Source organism: Nocardia sp. NPDC003482 (assembly GCF_053588115.1).
Genome location: NZ_JBSFPI010000009.1, coordinates 139,281 through 163,013, shown reverse-complemented (window position 1 = coordinate 163,013; position 23,733 = coordinate 139,281). Strand labels below are relative to the sequence as shown.

Here is a 23,733-nt window from a genome sequence, read left to right as displayed (position 1 = left end):
TCGCCGCTACGATGGCAACATGTCGGCAACGCTGCTGCGCTGGGTGCTCGTCCTGACGCTGGCGACGGCGGTGGTGGGCTGTTCCACGGACTCGGGCTCGCACGATTCGACCGGTCCGACGCCGATGGGCCACGCCTACGTCTCCACCGAGGTCGACGGCACGCCCATCCCCGGCGGCGGTCCGCTCGAACTCACCTTCACCGACGGCCGCGTCTCCGCGCGCTCCGGCTGCAACACCAGCGGCGGGCCGGTGTCCTTCGACGGTGACGTCCTGCGGATCTCCGGCCTCGCGACGACCATGATGGCGTGCCTCGGCGACCGCGCGGGAGCCGACGGCTGGCAGACGGGCCTGCTGGAATCCGCGCCGACCTGGAAACTGAACGGCGACACGCTCACCCTGACCGGTAACGGCAGCACGGTCGCCCTCCTCGACAAGCGGGTCGCCCGGCCCAACCGGCCGCTGACCGAGACCGAATGGACCGTCACCACGCTGCTGCGTCCCGAGGGACAGGTCACCTCGCAGGCCCTCGAACACGCGAAACCCACCCTGACCATCGGCACCGACAATCGGGTCGCGGGCAGCGCGGGCTGCAACCACCTGAGCGGAACGGCCGAGATCGCGGCGGGCGACCGGGAGATCACCTTCCGGCTCGCCACCACCCGCATGCTGTGCGAACCCGAGGTGATGGACGTCGAACGACAGGTGCTCGAGGCCCTGGACGGTAAGACCACGGCCACCGTCGACGGCGACACGCTCACCCTGCGCAACGACGGCAACGGCACCGGTCTCGTGCTGACCGCCGATCACTGATCGGCGGCGACGGCGGGATTCCGGCCCGCCGGGCGCTGCGAGACAACATCATTGGAGAGGTGAGCAGCGAACGCGAAGCAGACCTGGATCGCCGGTTGCGGGAGGCGGTGCGCGCGGCGGAGCCGGGGACGCCCCGGGCGGCCACCGATCCCGTCCGGACCGGGAGCGCGTACACGGGTGTCACCTGTCTCGACCTGTTCGACGCGCAGGCCACGAGCCGCCATCTCGATCTCGCCGCCCGGCGGCTCACCGCGTCGGGTCGCGGCTACTACAGCATCGGCTCGTCCGGGCACGAGGGGAATGTGGTGCTGGCGGCCACGTCGCGGCCGACGGATCCGGTGCTGTCGCACTATCGCGCGGGCGCGTTCTTCGTGCATCGCTGCCGTCAGGTGCCCGGCCTCGACCCGATCCGGGACGTGCTGCTGGGGGTGGTCGCCGCCGCGGCGGACCCGATTTCCGGTGGGCGGCACAAGGTTTACGGTTCCCGGCCCGCCGCGGTGATCCCGCAGACCTCGACCATCGCCTCCCACCTGCCGCGCGCGGTCGGGCTGGGTTTCGCCCTGGACCGGGCGACGCGGCTGGGCAGGCGCACCGAGTGGCCGCCGGACGCGGTGGTGTTGTGCACGTTCGGTGACGCCTCGGCCAACCACTCCACCGCCGCCGGCGCCGTCAATACCGCGATTCACACCGCGCACCAAGGGGTTCCGCTGCCGGTGCTGTTCGTGTGCGAGGACAACGGGCTGGGCATCAGCGTGCCGACCCCGCCGGACTGGATCGAGCACGCGTACGGGTCGCGGCCGGGACTGCGGTACTTCACCGCCGACGGAGCGGATCTGCTTGCGGCGCTGGATGTTTCGGCCGAGGCGTTCCGCTGGGTGCGCGAGCACCGCCGCCCGGCGTTCCTGCGGTTGCGGACCGTGCGGCTGCTGGGGCACGCGGGTTCGGATGTGGAGTCGGCGTATCGGCGGGCGAGCGATATCGCCGCCGACCTCGACCGCGATCCGGTGGCGGCGACGGCCCGGCTGCTGGTCACCTCGGGCATCGCCACCGCCGAGCACGTGCTCGAACGGTACGACTCGATCGGGGCGCGGGTCACCGAGATCGCCGCCCGGGTCGTCGAGGAGCCGCCGTTGCGGAGCCGGGCGGAGGTCATCGCCCCGCTGGTGGCGAGCGATCCGGTGGCGGTTCGCGCGGACGCGGCGCGGACCGAACCCCTGGTGTCGGACCGGCGGGAGAGCGCTCCCGACTCGCCGGGAAAGCCGTTGTCGGGCAATGGTTTCGGCCTGCCCGCCCTGCGGACCGGGCGCTCGGTAGCGGCGGCCGGGGACGCCGCGTCGCCCGGCGAGAACCCGGCGGCGGAACTGCGGGACGCGACCGCGGCGGGCAGCACCGCCGTCGACCCCGGCGACTCCGTGGTGGTCGTCTCCGATCGGGAGGAGCCCGCACCGGGCGGACGCGAGCGGGCCGACGGGCCGATGACGTTGGCGCAGGCCGTGAATCGCACGCTCGCGGCGCTGCTGGAACGCGACGACGACATTCTGGTATTCGGCGAGGACGTCGGCCGCAAGGGCGGGGTGTACGGGGTGACCAAGGGTTTGCAGAAGACCTTCGGCGCCCGCCGGGTCTTCGACACCCTGCTCGACGAGCAGAGCGTGCTCGGGTCCGCGCTCGGCGCGGGGCTCGCCGGATTCGTGCCGATACCCGAGATCCAGTACCTGGCCTATGTGCACAACGCGCTGGACCAGATTCGGGGCGAGGCCGCGACGCTGAAGTTCTTCTCGGCCGGGCAGTATCGCAATCCGATGGTCGTGCGCATCCCCGGATACGGATACCAGAAGGGCTTCGGGGGTCACTTCCACAATGACGACTCCGTCGCCGCCCTGCGCGACATCCCCGGCGTGGTGGTCGCCTCCCCCGCCCGCGCCGACGACGCGGCCGCGATGCTGCGCACCTGCGTCGCGGCGGCCCGCGTCGACGGCCGGGTCTGCCTCTACCTCGAGCCGATCGCCCTTTATCACACGCGTGACCTGCACGAATCCGGTGACGACGGCTGGCTCGCCGCCGCCAACGGCGATCCGGTCGACATCGGCCGCGCCCGCGCGTACGGCGACGGCGCCGCCCTCACCATCGTCACCTTCGCCAACGGCGTCCCCATGAGCCTGCGCGTGGCCCGCCGCCTCGCGGACCGCGATATCGGCGCCCGCGTCCTCGATCTGCGCTGGCTCGCGCCGCTGCCGCTCGACGACCTCCTCCACCACGCCCGCGCGACCGGCCGCGTCCTCGTCGCCGACGAGACCCGCCGCAGCGGCGGGGTTTCCGAATCGGTCTGCGCCGCCCTGCTGGACGCCGGGTTCGGCGGGCCGATCGCGCGGGTCACCAGCGCCGACAGCTTCGTTCCGCTCGGCCCGGCCGCGGCCCGTGTACTGCTGGACGAGGAGGCGATCGAGGAGGCCGCGGTGAAACTCGTCGAATCCTCGGCGGACACGTCCGATACACGGCGCTAGGGGGTCGTGGGGTTCAGCGGGCGGTGATCGTGGTGGGGAGAGCGGCGAAACCTCGGTTGTTGGAGGCGTGGATCCGGCGCAGGCCCGCGGGGTCGATCTCGTAGTCGGCGACGTGAGATGCCAACTCCCCCAACGCGATTCGCAGTTCGAGCTGGCCGAGAGCGGCGCCCAGGCAATGATGGCGGCCGCTGCCGAACACCAGCGACGGGCCGGTGTCGCGATCGAGGTCGAAGGTGTCGGGATCGGTGAACACCTCGGGGTCGCGGTTGGCGGAACCCGTGATCAGCAGCATGCGCGCGCCCTTGGGGATGTGCACGCCGTGCAGTTCGATCTCCTCGGTGGTCGTGCGCAGATTGTTCTGGGTGGGCGGATCGAAACGCAGGCCCTCGGCGATGAAATCGTCCACGCGGCCGTCGAAGCCGCGGCGGCGCTGATCGGGATGCCGCCAGCCCGTGTACCAGAGATTGCCCAGCGACAGCATCGCCGTCTCGATGCCCGCGCCGACCAGCAGGATGAGCACGCCGACGATCTCCTGCGGTGTCAACCGGTCGTCCCCGTCGGCGGCGTCGAGCAGGGCGGACAGCAGATCGTCTCCGCGCCGCTGGCTCCGCTCGATCGTCAATTCGGTGTAGTAGCCGACCAGTTTCCCGATTGCCTCCATGGCCTCGGGCCGCAGATCGGTAGACTCCTCGTCGGTGTACATGATCTCCTTGCCGAGCTCGAGGACCAGCTCCCGGTCCCGCTCCGGCACCCCGACCAGTTCGGAGATCACATGTGTGGGGAACGGCCCCGCGAAGTCGGCCATCAGGTCGAACGAGCCCCGCTCGAGCAGCGGCGTCAGCAACCCGCGCGCGATCTCCCGGATCCGCGGCTCCAGTCCCGACACCCGTCGCTGGGTGAACGCCTTGGTCACCAGCCCGCGCAGGCGGGTGTGCTTCGGCGGATCCATGGCCACGAACGAGAAGAACTGCTCGGCCTGCGGACCCCAGAACGCCGGTTCCATCCGCAGCCCGTTGGCGCTGGAGAAGCGCTCCGAATCCCGGAACGCGGCCAGCACGTCGGCGTGGCGCGACAGGGCCCAGAAGTCGTCGACCTCGTTGCGGAACACCGGCGCCTCGGCGCGCAGCCGGGCGTAATAGGGGTACGGGTCGTCGTGAACAGCGAAATCGTAAGGGCTGTACTGCAATTGCATTGACCGAGCCTTCCATGCGCGCGGCGGTGTCGCTACCGGATTCGCGGATCGGAGCTGACAGGATCACAGTAGTCGAGAGGAAAGAGGGCGTACGTGGACTCCGAATGGGCAACTCCACCCCCCGGCATCGATGTGTCCAAACCCCACCCCGCCCGCCGGTACGACTACTGGCTCGGCGGTAAGGACAACTTCGAGGCCGACCGCAAATCGGCCGAGCTGGTGGCCGAGGCGTTCCCCAGCGTCCAGTTCTCGGCGCTCGAGAACCGCGCCTTCCTGCGCCGCGTGGTCACCTTCCTGTCCGCGGAGGCCGGGATCCGGCAGTATCTCGACATCGGCGCGGGCCTGCCGACCGCGGGCAATGTGCACGAGATCGCGCAGGACATCGCGCCCGAGTCGCGCATCGTCTACGTCGACTACGACCCGATCGTCGCGGTGCACGCCCGCACGCTGCTCAACAGCACGCCCGAGGGCCGGACCGCCTTCCTCGAGGCCGATGTCCGCGACCCCGAGCGCATTCTCGGTCACCCCGACGTGCTCGCCACCCTCGACTTCACCCGGCCGGTGGCGCTCATGCTGGTGGCGGTCATGCATTTCATCGTCGACGAGGAGAAGCCCTACGAGCTGGTGCGCCGGCTCACCTCGGCGCTCCCGTCGGGCAGCTATCTGGTCATGAGTCACGCCACCAGCGACCACCTCACCCCCGAGGACATCGCCGAGAGCGAGGAGGCCAACAAGCGCAGCGGCATCCCGTTCCGGCTCCGGTCCACCGCCGAGTTCGAGCCGTTCTTCGAGGGGCTGGAGATCGAGCCGCCCGGAATCGGGTCGATCATGTCCTGGCGGCCGGAGGGGTGGCGGGCGCATCCGCGGCCGGAGGCGGTGTCGATGCTGGGAGCGGTCGCGCGAATTCCCTAGCGGCGCACGGCTTTTCGACGGACAACGGCCCGGTATCGACGAGCGATACCGGGCCGTTGGGTTCGATCGCGGCCGATCAGGGCAGCGGGCCGCCCGCGGCGATGGCCGAGAGGGTGGCGAATTCGTCGCCCTTGAGCGACGCGCCGCCCACCAGGGCACCGTCGATATCGGTCTGCGAGGTCAGCTCGCCGACGTTCTTGGCGTTGACCGAGCCGCCGTAGAGCACCCTAACCGACGCGGCGACCTGCTGACCCGCCAGCTCGGCGAGTTCGGTGCGGATCGCGCCGCACACCTCCTGCGCGTCGGAGGGGGTGGCGACGCGGCCGGTGCCGATGGCCCACACCGGTTCGTAGGCGATGACGACCTTCGAGATCTCCTCGGCCGTCAGACCTTTCAGCGAACCGCGCAGCTGCTCGAGGTTGTAGGCCACGTGCGTCTGCGCCTCGCGGATGTTGAGGTTCTCGCCGATGCAGACGATCGGGGTCATCCCGTTCTTCAACACCTGCTTGGTCTTCGCCAGCACGATGGCGTCGTCCTCGTTGTGGTACTGCCGCCGCTCGGAGTGGCCGACCACGACGAACGAGCAGCCCAGCTTCGCCAGCATGGGGGCGCTGATCTCGCCGGTGTAGGCGCCCGCGTCGTGCACCGAGACATCCTGTGCGCCATAGGTGATCAGCAGGCGGTCGCCCTCGATCAGGGTCTGCACGCTGCGGAGGTCGGTGAACGGCGGGAGCACCGTGACATCGACCTTGTCGAAGTACTTGTCCGGCAGGGCGAAGGCGATCTTCTGCACCAGGGCGATGGCCTCGAGGTGGTTGAGGTTCATCTTCCAGTTGCCCGCGATCAGGGGTTTACGCGCCACGACTCAGTCCTCCAACACCGCGATGCCCGGAAGTTCCTTGCCCTCCAGGTATTCCAGCGACGCGCCGCCGCCGGTGGAGATGTGCGAGAAACCGTCCTCGGGCAGGCCGAGCGAGCGCACGGCCGCGGCCGAATCGCCGCCGCCGACCACCGTGAACGCGCCCTTCTCGGTGGCCTTGACGATCGCCTCGGCCACGCCCCGGGTGCCCGCGGCGAACTTCTCGAACTCGAACACGCCCATCGGCCCGTTCCAGAACACCGTGCGCGCCTCGGTCAGCAGCGCGCCGAACCGCCGCGCCGACTCCGGGCCGATGTCCAGACCCATCCAGCCTTCCGGAATCTCGTGTGCCGCAACGACTTTCGACTCCGCGTCGGCGGCGAACTTGTCGGCCACCACGATATCGCGGGGCAGGTGGATCACGTCGGCGTAGGTGTCGAGCAGCTTGCGGCAGGTGTCGACCATCTCCTCCTGCAACAGCGAGGAACCGACCGAAAGCCCTTGCGCGGCAAGGAAGGTGAAGCACATGCCGCCGCCGATGACGAGGGTGTCGACCTTGGGGGCGAGCGCCTCGATGACCGCGAGCTTGTCGGAGACCTTCGAGCCGCCGAGCACGACGGCGTAGGGGCGTTCCGGTTCGGTGGTGAGCTTGCGCAGCACCTCGACCTCGGTGGCGACCAGGCCGCCCGCGTAGTGCGGCAGCAGCTTCGCCACGTCGTAGACCGACGCCTGCTTGCGGTGCACCACCCCGAATCCGTCGGAGACGAACGCGCCGTCGTCGCCGACCAATTCGACCAGGGCCCGGGCCAGTTTGCCGCGTTCGGCGTCGTCCTTGCTGGTCTCGCGCGGATCGAAGCGGATGTTCTCCAGCAGGAGCACATCGCCGTCGGTCAGGCCCTCCGAGCGGGCGAGGGCGTCCTGCCCGACGACGTCACCGGCGAGCTGGACGTTGCGGCCCAGCTCCTCGGCCAGCTTCGCCGCCACGGGGGCGAGCGAGAGCTTCGGGTCGGGCTCACCCTTGGGACGGCCCAGATGCGCGGTGACGACGACCTTGGCGCCCGCCTCGACCAGCGCCTTCAGCGTCGGGACCGAGGCGAGGATGCGGCCGGGATCGGTGATCGCGCCGTTGTCGTCGAGGGGGACGTTCAGGTCGGAGCGCACCAGCACGCCCCGACCGTCGACACCCTCGGCCAACAGGTCCTGAAGTGTCTTGACTCCCATGGGTCTACAGCGACTTGCCGACGAGGCCCACGAGGTCGGCCAGGCGGTTGGAGTAGCCCCACTCGTTGTCGTACCAGCCGTTGACCTTCACCTGACCGTCGATGACCTTGGTCAGCGGCGCGTCGTAGATGCAGGAGTGCGGGTCGGTGACGATGTCGCTGGAGACGATCGGGTCGGTGTTGTACTTCAGGATGCCCTTGAGCGGACCCTCGGCGGCGGCCTGGTAGGCGGCGTTGATCTCGTCGACCGGGACGGCCTTGCTCAGGGTGACGGTCAGGTCGGTGAGCGAGCCCGTCGGGACCGGCACGCGCAGCGCGTAGCCGTCCAGCTTGCCGACCAGCTCCGGCAGCACCAGGCCGATGGCCTTGGCCGCGCCGGTGGAGGTGGGCACGATGTTCAGGGCCGCGGCGCGGGCGCGACGCAGATCCTTGTGCGGGCCGTCCTGCAGGTTCTGGTCCTGGGTGTAGGCGTGCACGGTGGTCATCAGGCCGCGTTCGATGCCGAACGCGTCGTTGAGGACCTTGGCCAGCGGGCCCAGGCAGTTGGTGGTGCAGGACGCGTTGGAGATGATGTTCTGGCTGCCGTCGTACTTGTCGTCGTTGACGCCCATGACCAGGGTGATGTCCTCGTCCTTGGCGGGCGCGGAGATGATCACCTTCTTGGCCCCGGCGGCCAGGTGGCCCTTGGCCTTGGCGGCGTCGGTGAAGATACCGGTCGACTCGACCACCACGTCGACACCCAGATCGCCCCAGGGCAGGGCCGAGGGGCCCTCCTTGATGGCGAGCGCCGTGATCCGCTGGTCGCCCACGACGATGGTGTCCTCACCGTCGAGCGAGACATCCTGCGGCAGGCGGCCGAGGATGGAGTCGTACTTGAGCAGCGTCGCCAGGGTGGCGTTGTCGGTGAGGTCGTTGACCGCGACGATCTCGATATCCGTGGTACCCAGCGCCTTCTGCGCCTCCACCGCCCTGAAGAAGTTACGACCGATGCGGCCGAAGCCGTTGATGCCTACCCGGACAGTCACGTTATCGCTCCTCAGCTTTCAAGCGGATTTCGTTCCGTTGCAAAGTCCACACTAATGCCCACGCCGCGAGGGCACAGACATGCCCCTACTCACACCGAACTGCGGGAGTTCCCGCGATCCGGCCGGACCGCCGCCGACGCCCCGACGGCCCGTTAACCACCTAGCGAAGCCCGCCCTTCACTGGCCCGCGCGCCCGTTCAACGCCAGCACCACAAGGTCTTTCAGCTCGGCGAGCCCCTCCTCGAGCGACCGGAACCGTCCGTTCGCCTGGTCGAAGTACCGGTCCATCCGAGTCTCCAACTGATCGAATCGATTTCGCGTCTCGATCTGGAACTCGGCCAGCCGCTCCCCGAGCGCGTTCGTCATCTTCCGCTGAATCTCGGCCTTGCGCTCCAGAGATGACTGCCCCGCTTCCAGCCGGGTCTGACCCTCCTCGAGTCTGGTCTGGCGGCCCTCCAAAGCGATCTGCCCCGCCACCAGGGACGCCTGTCCCTCGACGAGGGCCGTCTGGGTCGCCTCGATCGAGTCGAAGCGCGCCTCGTACCGTTCGTCGTTGGCGTCCACCTTGGCGCTCAGCGCGTCCACCTTGGCGCTGACGGCCTGCACCGCGCCGGAGGTGGCGTGGTCCTCGGCTCGGTTCGCCTCCAGTGCCGCCACTCTCGCCTCCAGCTGAACCAATGTCGTCATCGTCTGGCCCCCTTACGCTTCGGTCACCCCTAACCCGGCACCTCGAAGCTACCGCACCGGTGGGGTGGGTGGGAGTGGTGGAACGTGTTCTGGGGATAACTTTCGGGCTGTGGATGAATCTATGAAAACCGCCGTCGCACAAGGGGATTCGTGCGGCGGCGGTTCTCGGAGGGAAGACTCAGGCGTCTTCGAGGAGTTCGGCGGTGACGGCGGATTCCGTGTCGGGGACGCCCAATTCCTTGGCGCGGCGGTCGGCCATGGAGAGCAGGCGCCGAATGCGGCCCGCCACCGCGTCTTTCGTCATGGGGGGTTCGGCCAGTTGGCCCAGTTCCTCGAGGGACGCCTGGCGGTGCTGGACGCGCAGGCGGCCCGCGGCGGCGAGATGGTCGGGGACGTCGTCGCCCAGTATTTCCAGGGCACGCTCGACCCGGGCGGCGGCGGCGACGGCGGCGCGGGCGGACCGGCGCAGGTTGGCGTCGTCGAAATTGGCCAGCCGGTTGGCCGTCGCGCGCACCTCGCGGCGCATGCGGCGCTCCTCCCAGGTCAGGCGCGTGTCCTGCGCGCCCATTCGGGTGAGCAGCGCGCCGATGGCCTCGCCGTCGCGGACCACCACCCGATCGGTGCCGCGCACCTCGCGCGCCTTGGCCGAGATGCCCATCCGGCGGGCCGCGCCGACCAGGGCCAGCGCGGCCTCGGGGCCGGGGCAGCTCACCTCGAGGGCCGAGGAGCGACCGGGTTCGGTCAGCGAGCCGTGCGCGAGAAACGCTCCGCGCCAAGCGGCTTCGGCGTCGGCGATGCTGCCGCCGACCACCTGCGCGGGCAGGCCGCGCACGGGACGCCCGCGCACATCCAGCAGACCGGTCTGCCGGGCGAGGGCCTCACCCTCCTTCGACACCCGCACCACGTACCGGGAGGTCTTGCGCAACCCGCCCGCGCCGAGGACGTGCACGTCGGAGCCGTAGCCGTACAGCTCGAAGATCTCGCGGCGTAGCCGTCGCGCGATCGACCCCATGTCGACCTCCGCCTCGACGATCACCCGCCCACCGACGATGTGCAAGCCGCCGGCGAACCGGAGTAGCGCCGACAACTCCGCCTTGCGTGAACTCACCTGCGAGACGGAGAGACGGCTCAGCTCGTCCTTCACCTCGGCTGTCATCGCCACGAGACCCGCTCCTTTCCACCCAACGCGGACCGCACCTGCTGGCCACGGTGCCGTCCTTCGACTCGAAGCCCTGTCATTTCCGGCCGAGGTAGCCGGATCACCTGATCCAGTGCGGCGGCTAGTTTTCCAGGGTGGTGCCGGTCCGTCCCCGCCTCGGCGACATCAGCGAAGGTTACTCGCGCGCGCAGCTGTTCGGCAGCTCTTGCCACATGTTCGCGCTCGCTACCCTCGGGTACGGACCCGGAATCCACCAGCACATGATCGACCGCGAAATCCGGTGCGTGCTGGGACAATACATGCAGGTGCCGCTCGGCGGAGAATCCGGCCGTCTCACCCGGCTCCGCGGCGAGGTTGAGCACCAGCACTTTTCGGGCACGCGTGTGCACGAGCGCCTCGTGCAGGCCCGGAACGAGTACGTGCGGAATGACACTGGTGAACCACGAACCCGGACCCAGCACCACCAGATCGGCGTGTTCGATCGCCGCGGTCGCCTCCGGACTCGCGGGCGGATCCTGCGGAATGAGCCGCACGCGGCGCACCTTGCCGGGCGTGGTCGCCACCGCGACCTGCCCCCGGATGCACCGGCTCACCCGCGGGTCGGCCTCGAGCCCGGACACGTCGGCCTCGATGATCAACGCGGTCGGCGACATCGGCAGCACCCGGCCGCGAATGCCGAGCACCCGGCCCATCTCGTCGAGCGCCGCGACCGGATCGCCGAGCACCTCGGTCAGGCCCGCGAGCACGAGGTTGCCCACCGAATGCCCGGCCAGCGCGCCGGTGCCGCCGAAGCGGTGCTGCACCGTGCGCGCCCACAGTCCCTCGGTGTCCTCGGACAGCGCGGCCAGCGCCATCCGCAGATCGCCCGGCGGCAACATGCCCAGTTCGGCGCGTAGTCGCCCCGACGAGCCACCGTCGTCGGCGACGGTGACCACCGCGGTGATCCGCTCGGTCAGCCGGCGCGCCGCCGACAGGGTCGCGTACAGGCCGTGACCACCGCCCAGCGCGACGATCGCGGGCGTTTCGTCGGTTGCGCTCATTCCCGCCCCAGGTCTCGGTGAACCACACGCACGACATCGTGATCGGACGCCCCCAGCGCTTCGCCCAGGGCCTCCGCCATCGCCACACTGCGGTGCTTACCGCCGGTGCAGCCCACTGCCACGGTCATGTAACGCTTCCCCTCTTGGCGGTACCCGTTGGTCGTCAGATCGATCAGGTGGTGACAGGTCCGCAGGTAGTCGTCGGCGCCCGGCTGGGACAGCACGTACTCGCTGACCACCGCGTCCTGTCCGGTGTATTCGCGTAACTCCGGCACCCAATGCGGATTGGGCAGGAAACGCAAATCAAACACCATGTCGGCATCCAGCGGAACTCCGTACTTGAAACCGAACGATTGGATTGTCACCTGCAACGCGGTCGGCGCGCCGCCACCGTAGGCCTCCTCCAGCTTGCGATGCAATTGATGCACCGACAGCGCGGTGGTGTCGATGACCAGATCGGCGGCGGCCTTCACCGTGGCCAAGCGCTGCCGCTCGGCGGTGATGCCGGCCGACAGCGTACCGTCGGCGCTCTCGCTCTGGAGCGGGTGGCGTCGGCGGGCGAAGCCGAACCGGCGGATCAGCACGTCGTCGGACGCCTCGAGGAACAGCACGCGGGTGCGCACGTTCGCGGCGCGCAGCTGCTCGGTCACCCCGGACAGGTCGCCGGTGAAGAACCGGCTGCGCACATCCATGACCAAGGCCAGTTTGCGGATCGGCGGATCGGCCGCGGCGCCCAATTCGACCAGGCGCGCGATCATTTCGGGCGGCAGGTTGTCGGCCACGTACCAGCCGAGGTCCTCGAGGACGCGCGCCGCCGTGCCGCGCCCGGCACCGGACAGTCCGGTGACGATGACAACCTCGACGCCCGCGTTGCCGGGCTCGGGTCGCAGGGACGTCACGGCGGCGTGGCCGTCCGCCGCGTTGTTGTTCGATTCGACGCTGGTCATGTCCTATCGGATCCGTCTCTGGGCTGTCATTCGATCATCCTGCCTCGCATCGGCTCGAGACGGCGAGCACACGCCAGGGACGAAACCCAGACGTGACCAGTCCGGTTCGCGACTCAGTCATCGTTGAGGGCCGCGAGCACCGCCTTGGCCGTGGCGACTCCGATGCCCGGCACCTCCGTGATCTCCTCCACCGTAGCCTCCTTCAGCCGCGCGACCGAGCCGAAGTGGGTGACGAGGGCGGTACGCCGGGATTCGCCGAGCCCGCGCACCGCGTCGAGCGCGGAGGCGGTCATGCGGCGGGAGCGTTTGGAGCGGTGGAAGGTGATGGCGAATCGGTGCGCCTCGTCGCGCACCCGTTGCAGCAGATACAGCGATTCGCTGTTGCGCGGCATGATCACCGGGTCGGGCTCGTTCGGCACCCACACCTCCTCGAGCCGTTTGGCCAGCCCGATCACCGCGACATCGGTGATGCCGAGTTCGTCGAGCACCTCGGCGGCCGCGTTCACCTGCGGCGCACCGCCGTCGACGACGTACAGGTTCGGCGGATACGAGAATCGGCGCGGCTTACCGGTTTTCGGGTCGATGCCGGGCGTGGCGTTGTCGGGCTCCTCGGCGAGGGCCTCGAGATCCTTGCGCAGCCGGTAGAACCGCCGCCGGGTGACCTCGGCGATGCTGGCCACGTCGTCGGAGCGGCCCTCCCCCGCGGCCTCCTTGATCGTGTAGTGCCGGTACTCCGATTTGCGCGGCAGCCCGTCCTCGAACACCACCAGCGAGGCCACCACATCGGTGCCCTGCACGTGGCTGATGTCGACGCATTCGATGCGCAACGGGGCCGAGTCGAGTTCCAGCGCGTCCTGAATGCCTTGCAGCGCGGCCGATCTCGCGGTCAGATCGCCCGCGCGCTTGAGTTTGTGCTGGGCCAGCGCCTCGGCGGCATTGCGCTGGACGGTCTCCATCAGCGCCTTCTTGTCGCCGCGCTGCGGCACCCGCACCTGCACGGCCGCGCCGCGCAACTCCGAGAGCCAGCCCTGGATCTGGTCGATGTCCAACGGCAGGGTGGGCACGAGCACCTCGCGCGGGACCACGGTCGCCGGGGTCTCGGTGTCGGTGTTCTCGGCGAAGGCGGCCTGTTCGCCGTAGAACTGGGTGAGGAACTGCTCGACCAGCGCGGCCAGCTCACCGCCGGATTCGACGTCGCGCTCATCGTCTCGACCTGTGCCGGGGCCCTCCGTGGTTACGCGGGCTGCCTCCTCCGGGCCTGACCAGCCCAGGTCGGCAGCGTCGCCGGATTTGTCGACCACCCAGCCGCGCTGGCCGCGCACGCGTCCGTCGCGGACGTGGAAGATCTGCACCGCCGCCTCGAGTTCGTCGGTGGCGAAGGCGATCACGTCGGCGTCGGTGCCGGTGCCGAGCACGACGGCCTGCTTCTCCAGCGCGCGTTCGAGCGCCTGCACGTCGTCGCGCAACCGGGCCGCGGCCTCGAAGTCCAATTCGGCCGCGGCCGTGTGCATTTCGCGTTTGAGTTCGCGCACCATCCGGTCGGTCCGGCCGGAGAGGAAGTCGCAGAAGTCCTCGGCGATGCGGCGGTGCTCGGCGGCGTCGACGCGGCCGACGCAGGGGGCCGAGCATTTGTCGATGTAGCCGAGCAGGCACGGCCGCCCGATCTGCTGATGCCGCCGGAACACGCCGTTGGAGCAGGTGCGCACCGGGAACACGCGCAGCAGCAGATCGACCGTCTCGCGGATGGCCCAGGCGTGCGCGTAGGGGCCGAAGTAGCGCACCCCCTTCTTGCGCGCGCCGCGGTAGACGAACACCCGCGGATACTCCTCGTTCATGCTGACCGCGAGCATCGGGTAGGTCTTGTCGTCGCGGTAGCGGACGTTGAAGCGCGGATCGAATTCCTTGATCCAGTTGTATTCCAGCTGAAGGGCTTCCACCTCGGTGGTGACGACCGTCCACTCCACCGCGGCCGCCGAGGTGACCATCTGCCGGGTGCGCGGATGCAGCGAGGTGATGTCGGCGAAGTAGGAGTTCAACCGGCTCCGCAGGCTCTTGGCCTTACCGACGTAGATGACCCGCCCGTGCGCGTCCCGGAATTTGTAGACGCCGGGTTCGACGGGGATGGTGCCCGGGGCGGGTCGGTAGGTCGCGGGATCTGCCACGGCAACCAGGTTAACGACCTGGACCGACAGGTGAACCGACGGTGGCCGAGCGCAGCCGCCGCGCCGACGCCGCGATGGCCTCGTACAGCGCGCGTTCGGGTTCCGAGGGCCGCTCCCGGCGGCGCAACAGCACGAACTCCAGCTCGCCCAGATCGGGCAGCCGGTCGTCGTGCACCGCGAAAAGCCCTGGCGGAAGCAGACTTTCGGCGTGCACGGTCAGCCCGAGACCGGCCAGCACGGCCGCGCGCAAGCCGAGCTGGCTGTCGCTGACGCAGGCGATGCGCCAGGTCCGGCCGTGGCGTTCCAGGGCGCGCAACGCGACGCGGCGGGTGATGCTCGGCGGCGGATAGGTCACGAGCGGGATCGGATCGGCGAAACCCGTTGCGCCCGAGGGTCCGGCCCACACCGTGCGGTCGCGCCAGAGCGGTTCGCCGTGCCGCTCGCCGGGCAGCCGCTTGCCGACCATGAGGTCCAGTTCGCCCGCCGCGAGCCGGTGCTCGAGGTTCTCGCTGAGCCCGACGGTCAGCTCCAGATCGACGCCCGGATGGCTGCGCTGGAATTCGAGCAGCACCTCGGGCAGTTCGCGGGCCATGACGTCGTCGGAGGCGCCGAGCCGGATCAGTCCGGTCAGATGCGATTCGGCGAAGTGGCGTTCGGCTCGGGCCTGGGCGTCGAGGATGTCGCGCGCGAATCCGACCATGGCCGCGCCGTCGGCGGTCAGGGCGAGATTGCGGGTGTCGCGGCGGAACAGGGCGCGGCCGGTCGCCTGTTCGAGCCGGGCGATGTGGCCGCTGACCGTCGACTGTCGCAGCCCGAGCAGGCGGCCCGCGGCGGTGAAGCCCCCGGCCCGCTCGACCGCCAGGAAGGTCCGCAGCAGGTCGGGATCGAACACATTGATCACGATACTCGTTCGGAGTTATCGCTTTCACCGCCTGTCGCGATCGGTGCGCCGGGTTCTACCGTGCGAGGGTGAGGTTCTTCGCCAAGCTACGCATCGACGCCTTCATGCTCGGCCTGCTGGTCAGTGTGCTGGTGGCCGTGGTCCTACCCGCGCGCGGCGATGCGGCCGCCGTGCTGGACCGGGTCACCACGGTCGCCATCGGCGCGCTGTTCCTGCTCTACGGCGCGCGCCTGGAACCGCGCGAAGCCCTTGCGGGACTGCGGCATTGGCGGCTGCACTCGACGGTCCTCGCGGTCACCTATCTGGTGTTCCCGCTGCTCGGGCTGGCGTTGCGGCCGCTGGTGACCGGTGTGCTGAGCGACGAGTTGTACACAGGGGTGCTGTTCCTGACGCTGCTGCCCTCGACGGTGCAGTCGTCGATCGCGTTCACCGCGATCGCCCGGGGCAACGTGGCGGGGGCGGTGGTGAGCGCGTCGCTGTCGAATCTGCTCGGCGTGTTCGTGACGCCGCTGCTGGTCGTGCTGCTGCTGCGCACCCCGGGCGGGGCGACGGTGTCGGCGGGCGCGGTGCTGGCGATCGTGTCGCAGTTGCTGCTGCCGTTCCTGGCCGGGCAGGTGCTGCGGTCCCGGTTGCGTCCGGTGCTGCGGCACGCGGCGCTGACGCGGGTGGTGGATCGGGGGTCGGTGTATCTGGTCGTGTACGCGGCCTTCAGCGCCGGGATGGTGGAACACGTCTGGCGCGGGATCTCGGGGTGGGCGCTCGCGGCGGTGGTCGCGGTGTGCGCGGGGCTGCTGGCGCTGGTGCTCGCCACGACCTCGGCGCTGGGGCGGGTCGCCGGGTTCGGGCGGGGTGATCGGATCGTGTTGATCTTCTGCGGGTCGAAGAAGAGTCTGGCGAGTGGGCTGCCGATGGCCACGGTGCTGTTCGGCGGGCACGCGGTGGGGTTGATCGTGTTGCCGCTGATGATCTTTCATCAGATCCAGTTGTTCACCTGCGCCGCGCTCGCGGGTCGATGGGGACGGGCCGCGGACGCCCGCAGCGTCCCGGAGCGGGCGGGCGCGGTCGCGTGAACGGCTAACGGCCCGAAGGGAATTCGGTGCTTCCACCGTCCCCGGCGGGGATGATCGGCAGCGTCACCGACGACGGGTGGTCGGGGTCGTGCAGGATCGTCTGGGTCGCGCTCTGCGTGGCGGTGCCGAGGCCGAACGGCTCGCCGGTGTTCGGATTGGGGGCGTACTGCGGATAGTCGCTGGAGGAGATCTCGATCCGGAGGCGCGAGCCCGCGGGCACCAGATAGCTGGTCGGCCAGATCTTGATGCTGTACCGGTAGGGCTGGCCGGGCACGATGGGTGTCGGATTCTCGAGCGAGTCGCGGAAGGCCGCGCGCAGGATGCCGTTGTTCAGATTGCGTGACGAGCCGTCGGGCGCGACCACCACGAGTTTGGCGGTGAAGTCGGTGTCGGGGGCGGTGGAGGTGGCCCACAGGTCGACCGTCGTCGGGCCGGTGAGTTCGGTGTCGGCGGTGAGCGGGGCGCTGGTGTAGGTGAGGACGTCGGTGCGTTGTTCGACCACGAATTGGTCGAACGGTCCCTGCGGTCCGGTGCTCGCGCCGCAACAGGAGTGCCCGCCCGCGCTGGGGGCCGGGGTGAGCGGGTCATAGAGGTAGTGGTCCGGCGGTTGCGGACTCGTGGGACGTTCGGAAGTCAGTGCGCCGCTGCGGTTCTGGGGGCTGGCGTCGCCGTTGCCGGAGAAGTAGTAGGTGGTCCAGCGGGTGTTCGGCAGGGGCCAGGCGTCGGCGGACTTCCAGCGGTCGGCGCCCATCAGGAAGTAGTCGACCCGCGGCTTGCCCGAGACGTTGTTGTCCCGCCCCTTCAGGAAGTGATCGAACCAGGCCAGCATGAGGTCGTTGACGGGACTGTCGCCCCCGGGACCGCCGTCGAGCATGGGCGCGGAGATGTGCGAACCCGGCCGCCCCCAGCCGACGTGGTCCCACGGCCCGATCACGAGCCGTTGGTTGCGGCGGGCGTCCTCGGTGCCGCCGGAGCGGACCATGCCCGCGAAGTTCTCCACCCCGCCCGCGAGGAAGGCGTCGTACCAGCCCTCCATATCGAGCACGGGCACCTTCACCGACGGATAGCGGTCGCGGATGCTCCACTGCTTCCAGTAGTCGTCGCGGGTGGAGTGCCGGATCCAGTCGAAGAACCAGGGCGCCACCGTCGGATCGCCCGGATGCAGGGGCGGGAACTGCTGGTACGGCCGATAGGCCAGCCAATGGGTGTAGTCGGCGCCGTCTGCCTGCAACTGTTTCGCGGTGCCGGTGTCCCCGCGATTGACCGCCGCGCTGGTGGCGATGGTCTCCATCGCCCAGGGTTCGACGAAGGCCAGCCGGAACGCGCCGCCCTCGTAGGTCCAGCCGTCGTAGTAGTCCGAGGCGGTGTTGGCGGGCACGATCGTGGTCAGATGCGGCGGGGTCTCCACCGCGGCCAGCCATTGGGTCGCCCCGACATAGGACGAGCCGTACATGCCGACCTTGCCGTTGGAACCGGGCAGGCCCGCGGCCCACTCGACCGAGTCGTAGCCGTCCGCGCGGTCGGCGGCGAATTCGGTGAAGGTGCCGCCCGACGCGCCCTGGCCCCGAATGTCCTGCACCACAACGAGATAGCAGTGCGAGGCGAACCAGTCCGGGGTCTGGTAGCGGGAGGGCTGGATCTGCGCGGCCGTTTTGCCGTACTGGGTGCGCATGAGCACGACCGGCACCGCGTCCCCGGTGCGCGGGCGGTACACGTCCGCCTTCAGCACGACGCCGTCGCGCATGGTGGCGGGGACGTTCTCCTGTTTGTCGACCGCACAGGGTCCGCGCCCGCCGGCCGGTGGCCACGATCCCGTCTCGCGGGTGCGCGTCCCGCCCGAACCGCCACAGCCGCTCAGGAGCAGAACGGCGATGGCCGCCAGCGCCGCGCCCCGCGTCCGCTTCGACGACATGCGCCGACGGTAGCACCGACGCGAACGCGGTTGCGCTACTTCGACTCCAAGGGCAGCAACACGTCGGTGAAGCGGTCCAGGAACGCCTCGAACGATTCGGTGCCCGCGGAGCGGACCACGAATTTGGTGATGCCCGCGTCGAGGTAGCCGTCGACGAGGCGGCGCACCGCGTCCCAGTCGGCCGCGACGAGTTCGGCGGGATCGACGTCGGGCCTGCGCGCCCGCACGGCGGCCACCAGATCGGCGGGTGGATTACCTTCGGCGACAACGAGATTGACGCCGTAGTGGTCGGGTTCGATCTCCCGTCCCGCCGCCGCGGCCGCCGTCTCGATGGCCGCCCGCGCGGTCCGGGCCTCGGCCGGGGTCAGGAAGCTGCCCAGCCACCCGTCGCCGAACCGTCCGATGCGTTCGAACGCCGCTGGGGCCGAACCCCCCAACCAGATGTCCAGCGGCCGGGCCGGGCGCGGCCCGATCGCGGCGTCCCGCACGGTGAAGAACCGCCCGGTGAAGGTGAGCTTCTCCTCGGCCAAGGCCGCGCGCAGCAGGCGCAGCGACTCGTCGAAGACCGCGCCCCGCATGCCTTTCGGCACCTCGAACAGTTCCCGCTCACCGGGCCGCGCCGGTTGCAGCCCGAACACCGGCAGCACCCGTTTGGGCGCCAGCGCCGCCAGCGACGCGAGCTGCTTGGCCACCAGCACGGGATGACGGCCGGGCAGGATCGCCACCGAGGTGCCCACCTTCAACCGCTCGGTCCGCGACAACGCGAAGGCCATCCCGACCGTCGGGTCCACCGCGTCGGCGTAGATCACCTCCGACAGCCACAGCGAATCCACACCCGCCGCCTCGAGCAGATCCACGACCCGCGCGAATTCCGCGGGTCCGCTGTCCATCCCCAACCCGACCCCGAATCGGACCTTCATCCCCGCCCTCCTCCGTCGTCTCTCGCTCGGTGCCAACCCGGAGCACAGCCCGTTCCATTCCCGAGCGTCTCGGGACGCCTACGCCGCCGCCGCGAAGACGCGGCCCAGTGGGCCCGCCAGATCGCCGCGCGCCCCGATCTCGACGGTGTCCAGTTCCAGCCAGGCGGCCAGTTCGCGCAGCGCTCGGGCGAGTTCGCTTGTGACATAGGGCGAATCCCAGCCCGGTTCGGCGAAGGCGCCGGGGACCAGCAGGCGCCCGGTGCCGCGCTCCGCGCGCAGGTCGACCCGGGCCACCAGCTCGCCGTCGAGCAGGAACGGGAACACGTAATAGCCGTGGACGCGTTTGGGTTCCGGGGTGTAGATCTCGATGCGGTAGTGGAAGTCGAAGATCCTTTCGGTGCGGGGCCGGAAGAAGATGAGCGGATCGAACGGGCACAGCAGCGCCGCGCCCTCGATCCGCCGCGGCGTGCGCGCTGCCGCGTGGAGATAGGCCACCCGGTCCCAGCCGTCGACCTGTACCGGCTCCAGCACCCCCGCGTCCACCAATGCCGCGATGGCGGGTTCGGTTTGGCTGCGGTGCAGGCGGTAGTAGTCGCGCAGATCCGGTTCGGTGGCGATGCCCAGGGCGACCGCGGCGCGGCGGACGAGTTCGAGCACCGCCTCCGGCTCCTCGACGCGCCGGGCCGTGATCTCCGGCGGCAGCACGCGCTCGGTGAGGTCGTAGTGGCGCTGGAAGCCCACCCGCTTGTCGACCGAGAGCTCACCGGTGGCGAACAGCACCTCGCAGACCACCTTGGTGTCGCTGTAGTTCCAGCCCCAATGGTCCTTGCTGCGCGGCCGGTCCAGTTCCAGATGCCGCTCGACCTCCCCGGCCGTGCTCGCCCCGAACTCGCCGATCACCCCGAGCACGTCGCCCGGGAGATTCGGATTGCGCTGCAACACGTTTCGCGCGCCGCCCCACCGGCCGTGGCGATACCGCTCCATCCGCCACCGCAGCAGCGGCCAGTCCTCGACCGGGAGCAGCGCCGCCTCGTGCGCCCAGTACTCGACCAGCCGCCGCGGCCGCCGCCCGCTGTGACTCCACGCCGCCTCGTCGAGCAGGGTGCGGTCGTACGCGCCGATGCGGCTGAACACCGGCGCGTAGTGCGCCCGCACCACCGCCGACACCGAATCCAGTTGCAGCAGCTGCGTCCGCTCCAGCACCCGCAGGATCGTGCGGCGGCTGGGTGGGGACGACGGCCGTGGCGTGGCGAATCCCTGGGCGGCGAGCGCGGTCCGGCGGGCCGCGGCGGCGGTCATGGTACGCACAGTCGCACCATGCCAGACGCCACCGACAAGTCGGCGCGCGCGCCCGCCCGGCCGCCGGTCAGGAGATCTTGTCCGCGGATTTCGGCGGCGCCAGCGCCTGTTCGACCGCCGCCAGGGCGTCGACGGGAGTTCGGTTGGCGCCGTTGGCATCTCGCCCGAGCTGCGGCCAGCCCGCCCCGTCGGGGCCGCGCAGCTGGATCCAGATGTCGCGGGTCTTCTCCAGCAGCTCGCGCTGTTCGGCCTCGGTCAACGCTGTCATGATTCCCTCCTCTGTTCCCACGCCGCACTGTGCGGCGAAGTCCTCCGGTGACAGGCCGTTGGCGGCGTTCATATCGCAGCTGCCGAAGGGCGGACAGCCCTCGGGCAGGCCGCCGCCGAACCCGGCGCCGTCGGTGTACTGGTGGGCGATCTGGCCGGGCAGCTCCGGATTGTGGCCGTAGCCCGCGCCGACCAGGCGCAGCCCCTCGGGACGGTCCGGCCACATGGCGAACAGGTCGCCCTTGTTGGCGTAGCCGATGACCCGCCGCGGATCGCCGAGCCAGTCGGCCAGCCGCCAGTACGCGCGGTTGATGCCGTCGGATTGATCGCCGCCGGGATTGCCGCCCGATTCGACGTCGATCATCGTGATCATGCGGGGATGCGGGCCGCCGCACCGCTCCACCATCTCGCGATGGGTGGCCACCGTCTCGGCCCAGTTGGGCCGCCAGTAGAAGTAGACGATGAAACACGCCAACCGGCCGTCCTCGACCGCGGCCGTGGCCCACGCGTAATTCGCGGCGAAGTTCGGATCGCGGAAGGTGCCGTCGTTGGAGCGGAAGCTCAGGATCCCGTACGGATAGGAATCGTCGACCGGGGCCTGGAAATACGAGACATCGGCAAAGAGACTGTCCACCATTGTCTTTCCTTTCGATCGGTATGCGGCCAGTCTCGGGGCCGGGCGTCTCATCGGCGTCTCACGCGCGTCTCATGAAACACGCCGATCGGTTCGCTCGAAATGCTGAAACATAGTTGCACCACGGCTCGATAACCAGGAGAATCAGGCAGGCACTGATTCAGCCAGCCGGTGACCAACCGCTCGGGGGGCGGACATCGGACCGACAGCGGCCCGATCGCTCGGCGATCGAGGCGGCGGAAGGCCGAGGTGAACAGCGTGCGGGCAACGACCAAGAACGGAACGACGGGAGGCCGCGGGGTATTGGAGGGCGCGTTCGCGCTGCTCGACGTCCTCGCGGACGGTATCGATCGCGGGCTGACCCAGCTCGCGGCCGAGGCCGGTCTGCCGAAGGCGACCGCCCACCGACTGCTCGACCAACTCGTCTCGCTCGGCGCGGTCGAGCGCCGGGACGGGCGATACGGTCTGGGCGCCAAGACCTTTCGGCTCGGCCAGTCCTGGCGCCCGGCGCGGCTGCTGCGCGCGGCGGCGGGCCGGCCGATGGGCAGGCTGGCCGCGAACGTCGACCGCGGCGGATTCAGCCTGTCGGTGACCGCGGGCCGGCAGACCATGCTGGTGGCGGGCATCGGCCGCGAGGTGAACGAGGCGTTTCCGCTCCGGGCCGGGGTGGTGCTGCCGCCCGGCACGGCGGCGGGCAAGATCCTCGCTCCTACAACGCCTTTCGCGACCGCGCCGGAGGGATGCTCGCCGCGCGAATGGGCGCGCACGACCGCCGCGGCCCGCGAGCAGGGCGTGGCCTACGACCTCGACATGCGGCACGTCGGGGTGGCGTGCGTGGCCGCGCCGGTGTACGCCCCGTCCGGGGTGGTGGTGGCCGCGCTGGCGGCCACCACCTTCGACCTGCGCCGGGTGCACGGTCTCGCCGAGGCGGTGCGCCGCGGCGCCACCATGATCACCGCCGATCTGGCCCGGCTCGTGCGCACCGAGCGCGCGGGGACGCCGTGGCCGGACGAGGGGGCGTTCGCCGCGCCGGAGTCCGGCGACGCGACCGGCGCGCCGGGGGACAGCCGGACTCGGACGGCCTGAGCCGGACCCGTTGCGGGCCGGGCGAATCCGCGACGTGCCAGCCGCTCACCCAGGAACACGGTGCGGACCGGCCCTCGGCTCGGCCGGTCAGGGCGACAGCTTGTGGGTCCGGCCGACGAAGAGGTCGGCCGGGCCGCACAGCGCTCGGCCGCCGTCGGTTCCGGCCGGTGTCAGCGGCGGCGTCGGCGGCCGCGCCGGAACCCGCAGCGACGGATCATGATTCAGCATGCGCACCTCGAGCTCGGCGGTCTCCGGTGACGGATCCATGCCCAGCTCGTCGGCGAGCGCGCGGCGCAGGCGGTGCAGCCGATGCAGCGCGTCGGGCGGACTGCCGTTGCGGTACACCGCGATCGCGTGCAGGCGGGCCAGCGGTTCGTGCAGCGGATGCTCGGCCACCAGGGCCGCCAGTTCGGCGACCACGTCGGCGTCGGCGCCCGCGCGCACCGCGGCGTCGAGTCCGGTGACGGTGAGCCCGAGCCGCCACTCCGTCAGCCGCGCGGCCTCGGCCTGGGCGAAGGGCAGCGCGAGCAGATCGGCCAGAGCCGGTGCGCGCCAACGCGATACCGCGTCGTCGGCCGCGACCCGCACATCCTCGTGGCGTCCGGCGCGCCGGGCCGCGTGCATGCGATCGGCGGCGGCCTCGGCCGCGACCAGATCGGTGACGACCACGCGCGCCCGATAGCCCGCCGAGGTGCGGCGCACGGCGTCGTTGTGTTCGCCCAGCGCCGCGCGCAGGCGCGAAATCAGCACGCGCAGACGGGGAATGGGCCGCCGCAGCTCGCCCTCGCCCCACAGGTCGGCCGCCAGCCGACCGTCCGGCACCGGCATCCCGCGCGCGAGTCCGAGCCGGACCAGAACCGCCCGTTCCAGCGGGCGATCCACGGCCAGTCGCCGTCCCCCGGCCCACACCTGCACCGGACCCAGTATGCGTAGCTCGACGGGCGCCTCGGCCGCCCCGCCCCATCGATCCGTCTCGCTCATCGCCCCTCCACGATTCTGCGCCGATGCGCCGGACGCGCATCCGCCCCGAAATGGTTGCCGTGAGAATGAAGCCCCCGAGCCCGCCCGCGAATACCGAGAATGCCGACTCGCCCTGCCGAACGGAAGTTTGCGGTCCGATCACCGG

The 23,733-nt window shown here is 70.3% G+C and carries 20 protein-coding genes; 5 read left to right on the top strand and 15 right to left on the bottom strand.

The genetic code is table 11. From position 1 onward, the window contains the following. Window positions 1-19: 19 nt before the first annotated feature. Both ACWDSJ_RS16310 and ACWDSJ_RS16305 read left to right on the top strand, forming a co-directional pair. Complete coding sequence (locus ACWDSJ_RS16310) at window positions 20-811, top strand: META domain-containing protein (protein ID WP_450032743.1); 792 nt, start codon at window positions 20-22, stop codon at window positions 809-811. 59 nt (window positions 812-870) lie between these two features. After that, on the top strand, window positions 871-3,315 hold the full coding sequence (locus tag ACWDSJ_RS16305) for a thiamine pyrophosphate-dependent enzyme (RefSeq protein ID WP_450032742.1): 2,445 nt from the start codon (window positions 871-873) through the stop codon (window positions 3,313-3,315). A 13-nt stretch (window positions 3,316-3,328) separates the two neighbouring features. Here ACWDSJ_RS16305 and ACWDSJ_RS16300 read toward each other — a convergent pair whose 3' ends face one another. Then, entirely contained in the window at window positions 3,329-4,507 is a 1,179-nt protein-coding gene (locus ACWDSJ_RS16300; RefSeq protein WP_450032740.1) for a cytochrome P450, read from the bottom strand. A 93-nt stretch (window positions 4,508-4,600) separates the two neighbouring features. On the opposite strand from ACWDSJ_RS16300, the gene ACWDSJ_RS16295 reads away from it, so the two are divergent. Further along, the gene (locus ACWDSJ_RS16295) at window positions 4,601-5,419 is read left to right on the top strand and encodes an SAM-dependent methyltransferase (RefSeq protein WP_387365729.1); all 819 of its coding nucleotides are present in this window, start codon (window positions 4,601-4,603) and stop codon (window positions 5,417-5,419) included. Between the two features lie 76 nt (window positions 5,420-5,495). On the opposite strand, the gene tpiA is transcribed toward ACWDSJ_RS16295, so the two are convergent. The 9 genes from tpiA to ACWDSJ_RS16250 form a co-directional block, all read right to left on the bottom strand. Continuing rightward, complete coding sequence (tpiA, locus tag ACWDSJ_RS16290; protein WP_387365726.1) at window positions 5,496-6,281, bottom strand: triose-phosphate isomerase; 786 nt, start codon at window positions 6,279-6,281, stop codon at window positions 5,496-5,498. A 3-nt stretch (window positions 6,282-6,284) separates the two neighbouring features. Continuing rightward, window positions 6,285-7,499: a phosphoglycerate kinase gene (locus tag ACWDSJ_RS16285; RefSeq protein ID WP_387365723.1), complete on the bottom strand. Its 1,215-nt coding sequence runs from the start codon at window positions 7,497-7,499 to the stop codon at window positions 6,285-6,287. 4 nt (window positions 7,500-7,503) lie between these two features. Beyond that, a complete protein-coding gene (gene gap / locus ACWDSJ_RS16280) occupies window positions 7,504-8,523 on the bottom strand; it encodes a type I glyceraldehyde-3-phosphate dehydrogenase (RefSeq protein ID WP_450032737.1) in 1,020 nt (339 codons plus the stop codon). A gap of 177 nt (window positions 8,524-8,700) precedes the next feature. Further along, the gene (locus ACWDSJ_RS16275; RefSeq protein ID WP_450032735.1) at window positions 8,701-9,210 is read right to left on the bottom strand and encodes a hypothetical protein; all 510 of its coding nucleotides are present in this window, start codon (window positions 9,208-9,210) and stop codon (window positions 8,701-8,703) included. A 178-nt stretch (window positions 9,211-9,388) separates the two neighbouring features. Next, on the bottom strand, window positions 9,389-10,372 hold the full coding sequence (whiA, locus tag ACWDSJ_RS16270; RefSeq protein ID WP_387365714.1) for a DNA-binding protein WhiA: 984 nt from the start codon (window positions 10,370-10,372) through the stop codon (window positions 9,389-9,391). Then, complete coding sequence (locus tag ACWDSJ_RS16265; protein WP_450032733.1) at window positions 10,363-11,409, bottom strand: gluconeogenesis factor YvcK family protein; 1,047 nt, start codon at window positions 11,407-11,409, stop codon at window positions 10,363-10,365. Before ACWDSJ_RS16265 ends, whiA begins: the two co-directional genes overlap by 10 nt. After that, on the bottom strand, window positions 11,406-12,356 hold the full coding sequence (gene rapZ, locus ACWDSJ_RS16260) for an RNase adapter RapZ (protein WP_387365708.1): 951 nt from the start codon (window positions 12,354-12,356) through the stop codon (window positions 11,406-11,408). The genes ACWDSJ_RS16265 and rapZ overlap by 4 nt, the downstream gene beginning before the upstream one ends. Window positions 12,357-12,469: 113 nt before the next feature. Continuing rightward, window positions 12,470-14,518, bottom strand: a complete 2,049-nt coding sequence (gene uvrC, locus ACWDSJ_RS16255; RefSeq protein WP_387365705.1) for an excinuclease ABC subunit UvrC — start codon at window positions 14,516-14,518, stop codon at window positions 12,470-12,472. Between the two features lie 10 nt (window positions 14,519-14,528). After that, the gene (locus tag ACWDSJ_RS16250; RefSeq protein ID WP_450032730.1) at window positions 14,529-15,410 is read right to left on the bottom strand and encodes a LysR substrate-binding domain-containing protein; all 882 of its coding nucleotides are present in this window, start codon (window positions 15,408-15,410) and stop codon (window positions 14,529-14,531) included. Window positions 15,411-15,487: 77 nt separating this feature from the next. Between ACWDSJ_RS16250 and ACWDSJ_RS16245 the strand changes: the two genes are divergently transcribed. Beyond that, window positions 15,488-16,489: a bile acid:sodium symporter family protein gene (locus tag ACWDSJ_RS16245; RefSeq protein ID WP_450032728.1), complete on the top strand. Its 1,002-nt coding sequence runs from the start codon at window positions 15,488-15,490 to the stop codon at window positions 16,487-16,489. A 4-nt stretch (window positions 16,490-16,493) separates the two neighbouring features. Here ACWDSJ_RS16245 and ACWDSJ_RS16240 read toward each other — a convergent pair whose 3' ends face one another. The 4 genes from ACWDSJ_RS16240 to ACWDSJ_RS16225 all read right to left on the bottom strand — a co-directional run bounded on the left by ACWDSJ_RS16240 (window position 16,494) and on the right by ACWDSJ_RS16225 (window position 21,524). Then, entirely contained in the window at window positions 16,494-18,401 is a 1,908-nt protein-coding gene (locus ACWDSJ_RS16240; protein WP_450032726.1) for a CocE/NonD family hydrolase, read from the bottom strand. 35 nt (window positions 18,402-18,436) lie between these two features. Continuing rightward, window positions 18,437-19,321: a TIGR03854 family LLM class F420-dependent oxidoreductase gene (locus ACWDSJ_RS16235; RefSeq protein WP_450032724.1), complete on the bottom strand. Its 885-nt coding sequence runs from the start codon at window positions 19,319-19,321 to the stop codon at window positions 18,437-18,439. Between the two features lie 78 nt (window positions 19,322-19,399). Further along, the gene (locus tag ACWDSJ_RS16230) at window positions 19,400-20,629 is read right to left on the bottom strand and encodes a winged helix-turn-helix domain-containing protein (RefSeq protein ID WP_450032722.1); all 1,230 of its coding nucleotides are present in this window, start codon (window positions 20,627-20,629) and stop codon (window positions 19,400-19,402) included. Window positions 20,630-20,687: 58 nt separating this feature from the next. Further along, window positions 20,688-21,524: a hypothetical protein gene (locus ACWDSJ_RS16225; RefSeq protein WP_450032720.1), complete on the bottom strand. Its 837-nt coding sequence runs from the start codon at window positions 21,522-21,524 to the stop codon at window positions 20,688-20,690. Window positions 21,525-21,779: 255 nt separating this feature from the next. Here ACWDSJ_RS16225 and ACWDSJ_RS16220 point away from each other — a divergent pair, with 255 nt between their 5' ends. Beyond that, complete coding sequence (locus tag ACWDSJ_RS16220; RefSeq protein WP_450032718.1) at window positions 21,780-22,607, top strand: IclR family transcriptional regulator; 828 nt, start codon at window positions 21,780-21,782, stop codon at window positions 22,605-22,607. A gap of 87 nt (window positions 22,608-22,694) precedes the next feature. Here the strand turns inward: ACWDSJ_RS16220 and ACWDSJ_RS16215 are convergent, their stop codons facing one another. Beyond that, complete coding sequence (locus ACWDSJ_RS16215; RefSeq protein ID WP_450032716.1) at window positions 22,695-23,588, bottom strand: AfsR/SARP family transcriptional regulator; 894 nt, start codon at window positions 23,586-23,588, stop codon at window positions 22,695-22,697. Window positions 23,589-23,733 lie beyond the last annotated feature (145 nt).